Origin of the sequence: Hymenobacter rubripertinctus, from assembly GCF_003583925.1 — a bacterium.
Classification (GTDB): Bacteria; Bacteroidota; Bacteroidia; order Cytophagales; family Hymenobacteraceae; genus Hymenobacter; species Hymenobacter rubripertinctus.
The window spans coordinates 1-5,041 of record NZ_QYCN01000078.1 but is presented as its reverse complement, the minus strand read 5'-3'; the positions used below and the strand labels follow the sequence as shown (position 1 = coordinate 5,041).

2 protein-coding genes are annotated in these 5,041 nt (G+C 56.2%); both read left to right on the top strand.

Going from position 1 to position 5,041, the window contains the following annotated elements:
* A partial coding sequence (locus D0T11_RS22785) for a hypothetical protein (RefSeq protein ID WP_182888558.1) occupies nt 1–1,077 on the top strand: 1,077 nt, incomplete at its 5' end.
* Between the two features lie 325 nt (nt 1,078–1,402).
* Nucleotides 1,403–4,207 carry a hypothetical protein gene (locus D0T11_RS21430; RefSeq protein ID WP_147374784.1) on the top strand — a complete coding sequence of 935 codons (2,805 nt, stop codon included), beginning with the start codon at nt 1,403–1,405 and terminating at the stop codon, nt 4,205–4,207.
* Nucleotides 4,208–5,041 lie beyond the last annotated feature (834 nt).

Sequence of the window (5,041 nt, the reverse complement as noted above, 5' to 3'; positions counted from 1 at the left end):
CAGGAGCAGGACAACAACGTGAGTGCCTGCGCCACCACGGCCCTGTGGATGGCCTTCCACAAAACGGCGGCCCTGTTCCAGACAGCCCTGCCCTCGCCCTACCACATCACGGCCACCACCCGCAACCTGTTCTACCGCCACGGCCGCACTTTCCCCAGCGCCGGCCTCGATCAGACCCAGATCGGCGAGGCCATCGAGGCCGTGGGGCTGGTGGCCGAGCTGCGCACCTACCGCCAGGGCCACGAGTGGGGCCTGCTGCCGCCCGGCGACTCGGCCACCGCCCGCATGCAGCAGCAGCTACGCGGGGCCAAGGGCTTCCTCTACGCCTACCTGCGCCTGGGCCTGCCGGTGCTGCTGTTCCTGCTGCTCGACGAAAACCCCGACCTGGGTCACCTGGTCACCATCACCGGCTACCGCCTGGCCCCCGCCACGGCCCTGCCCACGCCCGATATCTCGCTGGCCTCCGACGCGCTTGACCGCCTCTACGCCCACGACGATCAGATGGGCCCCTTCGCCCGCTACGGCTTCACCGAGCAGGGCCGCCTGCGCACGCCCTGGCCCGCCGATGCCGACTGGCAAACGGCCGAAGGGCGCTGGCAGCAGCACCGCGAAGCGTCGCTCTTCAGCCTCTTCGTGCCCCTGGCTGCCGACATCCGCATCACCTACGAGCAGGTGTACCGGCAGGTGGGCCTGTTCGAGCAAATCTTCACCGACACCATCCAGGAGCGGGCCGACATCGTGTGGGATATTTATTTGGACTACAGCAATAAGTACAAGGAAGAATTACGTTACTTACGACCGGTTAGCGGCGAGCCGCTGCGCCGCATCCTGGTCAGCTCGCTGCCCAAATACATCTGGGTGGCCCGGGCCACGCTCCAGCAAACGCCCATCCTGGAGTTGGTCTTCGACGCCACCGACCTGCACACCGGCTTCTACTGCCTGCTGGTCAACGTGTTCGACCCCCTGCGCGCGTCGATGACCAACTGGCTCGGGCAGCCGGCCTTTCGCCGCAAGCTGCTTAAGGCCCCCAAGTTTGATAAACGGTTCCTGCCGCTGCTGCTGGAGGGATTGCATTAGATATCATCAAAGGAAAATTTAATAATTCATAATAAGGTTACTCACAATCTCTATGCTCGCTCCGCTTCCGCCTGTTACGCAGACCATTAGCATGCCGCTTATCGCGCCGGCACCAACTGCCGCAGAGGCACAAGCGTACTATGCTGACTTGCAAGGGTCCGTAAGTGCCTATGATAATGGGGGCACAGAGTTGCAGTTTGTGCTGGATCAGGATGCTAATAAGACGGTATACGCTTGTGGACGTGGAACGGTCCGGTGGCAAGCAGCAGGTCAAGCGCTGCCTTCAGGGACAGTAGCCACTCATGCCTTCATAGAGTTGCAGCTCTTGCCCCAAGCATCCCAGGACTTAGCCCTGCAGCAACCTGAGGGACTGCCCGGTATTACGTACTTTGTGTACGAGGGCTTGGACGCGGCTTCATTTCAGGCCGTAGTTACAGCCAAAGTCGCGGTCCTCAACCCCAAGGTGGTGGACAGCTATTGGAAAGATAGTCAGGGTTCTAACGCCTCTCAGCAGACAACCGCTGTTAAGCAGGCTGCATACGTGGCCGCCGTCATGGCCGGACAGCGAAGTGTGGAGGTAGATGGCGGCGAGGCTTTGGGACAAGTGCAGGTGGATGCCAATAACACTAGCGCCTACCCATTGATTTTCAAAGCCTACGAGGGCTCGGTGGTAAACGGTGTCAACGAAGTGCTACCTGTCTCGCCGCTGTACTTCATCCGCTACCTGCCCGAAATTGCGCAATCCGACGTGTGGCTATATCATCCGTTGCTAACCGCTAGTAGTACCTACCAGCGGGGAGCGAAGTTTTATATCGGCTTTCAAGTGTCCAACATCACTACGGCCGATTCGCTTAACCCTACCACTCAGCAGCCCGACCCGCATTACGCCTCGTATTTTCGTGTGAATGGGAATAGCTGGGTACGACTCTACGACTACAACGCTCCTGGTCCACCCGTGGCCTCAGCCCAGACCAACTTCAACGGTATCGCTTATTTCGAATTGACACCAGCGCAGGTTACGGGCAACGCCGATTTTTACTTCGTTATTGAGGCCCCTACCACCGACCTGACAGCTACGGGTAAGAACCCACCCATCCAGATGCCGACTATCTGGGCCACCGCTCTTGACAAGACTCGCTATTGGCTGGCCGCCGACGGCCGTACCCGTGGTTGCTTAGTTGGCTTTAAAGGTTTTCAGCTTGGAAATCCCATTACACCACTTTGGTTCAACGTTGGCGTTGATTACATCTTTGACTTCAGCTTTGCCATGCCTAACCCGAATAAGAATTCGATAGGCACTGAGGAGGGCCGTCTGCCCACCGACATACCGGTCGCCCTTGTCACCAGCACGGGAGTAACCCCCTCCGGGGCCGGCGTGCGGATCCCTCATGTTGTAGTAGACGCCAGCTCGGCCATTTACGGGCTCTCTTTTGCTATCCGACCTGGCGATACTATCCAGTTCGATGTAACAATGGAGTTGAACAATCCTAATATTAATATGAAGCGGACCCGTGTTATTTCAGTAGCACAACGTCCCAACGATCAAATTTTTAACGATAACCCCAACCCCTCGCCCCCTATCTTTATCGCTGAGCATTGGCTTTCAGCCAATAATAGCTCCCCACCCGTCGTGCCACAGGTAAGCCACACCTCGTTGCGCAATGTACATGTCATTAACACTAACCCCGTCGACGGCCGCATTCGAATCGATAGCGAGTATGCTAATCAGGCGTTAGCCTTGCTCAATTACTCGCGCGAGCTAGCCGTGGTGATGCATTACTTAACAGACGGAGACTACCCAGGCACGGAGCTAGACCTGAAGCTATTTCACATCTTATCCAGCGGCTTGTCACCCGGTGGCCCGCTGGAGCCGATAGCCAATCTGCCATTTTTGGACCAAGTGCCCCTTTCTTACCCACTGCATAGTATCTATCTGTCGGCTAAAGAAAACGAGCGCAACCGAAACTTGATAATCCATGAGTCGTCGCATCAGGTGATGTATCAGGGAGCTGGCTTCTCGAGTAGCACTATCATCCACCGCTTTGCTAACCAGGTATTCGGAACTGGTTGGTATCATAACGAGTCGCTGCTCAGTAGTTCGTTTCTGGGCCTGACCGAGGGTTGGGCCGAGGCCATGGGTGGTATATTCTGTGGCTGGCCGAAGGATATTTGCTTAAATCAGGCAGACATCACGGCCATCTCGCAGCCTCCCATTGAAGAATTGTCGAGAGGTGACGTACATGATGGCACTCATACCAAGGTCACACGTTACATAGATAGACTAGGCTTTTGGGGAGATGAGTTGAACTGGCTGTATACGACCTCTAAGATCGAAGATCCAAACTTAAAATGGCGCGAGTTAGACCCTGACCGCTGGCTACTGCCGCAAACCCAGCAGCCGTCGCGCATAAACCGAGGCCAGTATTCGGAGGGGGCTTTTGCCGCCATGCTAGTTTCATTGTTTTGGGACTTTGTTGTGGGGGGAGCGGATTTAGTTACCGACCCATTGCAACCCCGCTACATTAAGCCCGATCCGACCGGCGACCCTCGACGCACGAATAGCTGGATGACGGCGGCCAACCAGCCAGCCATCAGCCGCCGTTTTAAAGCTTTGTTTTGGGAACCAATTAAGTCATTAGCCACACTATCGTCGGGTCAACAATCGACCTCAGCCTTTTTGAGGGACCTCGCCACGCGCGTCAGCCAACAAACAATTAGCGACTTGCCATGGAGCGGTATCCGGGCCCGGATGTTGCTCTGGAATATGAGCTTTCCAACTTCGCCCAGCGACACGCTTTATTATGGCCTGCCAACATTAAGCACTGCGGCCGCCGACCGCCGATCAGGTCCACTGGCCGGCGGCAACCGCGCCACGTTTAAAGGTAGTAACCTAGTGGACACTTATACGGCTTATTCGCAACGCTTGCGAAAACCATTCCGGCACGTTTATATGGAGATTATCGTGGACGGAGCACCGGTTACCGACCTGCGCGTTGAGAGCGCTTCGCAATTGAGTTGTGTCATCCCAGCCGGGCGGCGCACTGGTCAAGTAGACGTGCGGCTGCAACTGTGGGTTCGCGACGTAGAAGTTTGGCTGTTCGTTACCGATGAGCTTTATACGTATGTATAAGCTTTTAATGGCTTGTCTGTTGGTTGGTGTCGCTGTTCGCCTGACTGCTTGCTCTCCTCCAATTCATCCCCAGAATAGGGTGGAATGGCACATCATCAACTCTACCGTTGATACGTTGCTGTTGAGTGTAGGCTATTGTTTGGACTCATCGCTAGTAGACCCGGCCGATGTATCCCGAAATCGCCAGGTACAGACAAGCGACTCATTGCTTCAGCGCTACGAGGGTCAACGTTACCGTGAATACCCACTCGACCGATTGGTTTGGCACCGAGGCCGCTGGTACTGGGTGCATGATGTTCACGTGACGGCCTCCCCAACCTGGCGCGACACAGCCGGGAAACTGCATGCAGCCGCTGTGAACCGTGAGACGGGCGTAATTATCTATAAGCTGGTTCCCGGTGGCGAACACTTGCTGGCGACGCAGTTCTGCTTACCCTGCGACACACTGCCCCCCGCTCTCCCACCCCTGGCAAGCCTGCACCTGCAGCAAGGCCAAGTCCAGCGTACTTTACCTGTTGGAACACAACTCAATCAACTATTCCAAACGCAGCCCCACTTTTGGCAGGAGTGGCTCGACTGGGGAAAGCCCACCACGTATGGCTACGAACTCCGCGTAGGACCCGCCCTTACGCTCAATGACGAATAATCCGCTAACCTTTTATACTTCCTCGCTATGCCTGCTTCCACTAGTGGTCTGTCAACTTAATTTCGTCTGTAACAGTTAGGGGTAGACACCTTCTGTTTTTTGCTGATGCCTCGCCCCGCTAAACCCGTTGTCCTACCGCCCGCCGATGCCGCCAACTTGCAGGCGATTGTCAAAAAAGGCACCCACAA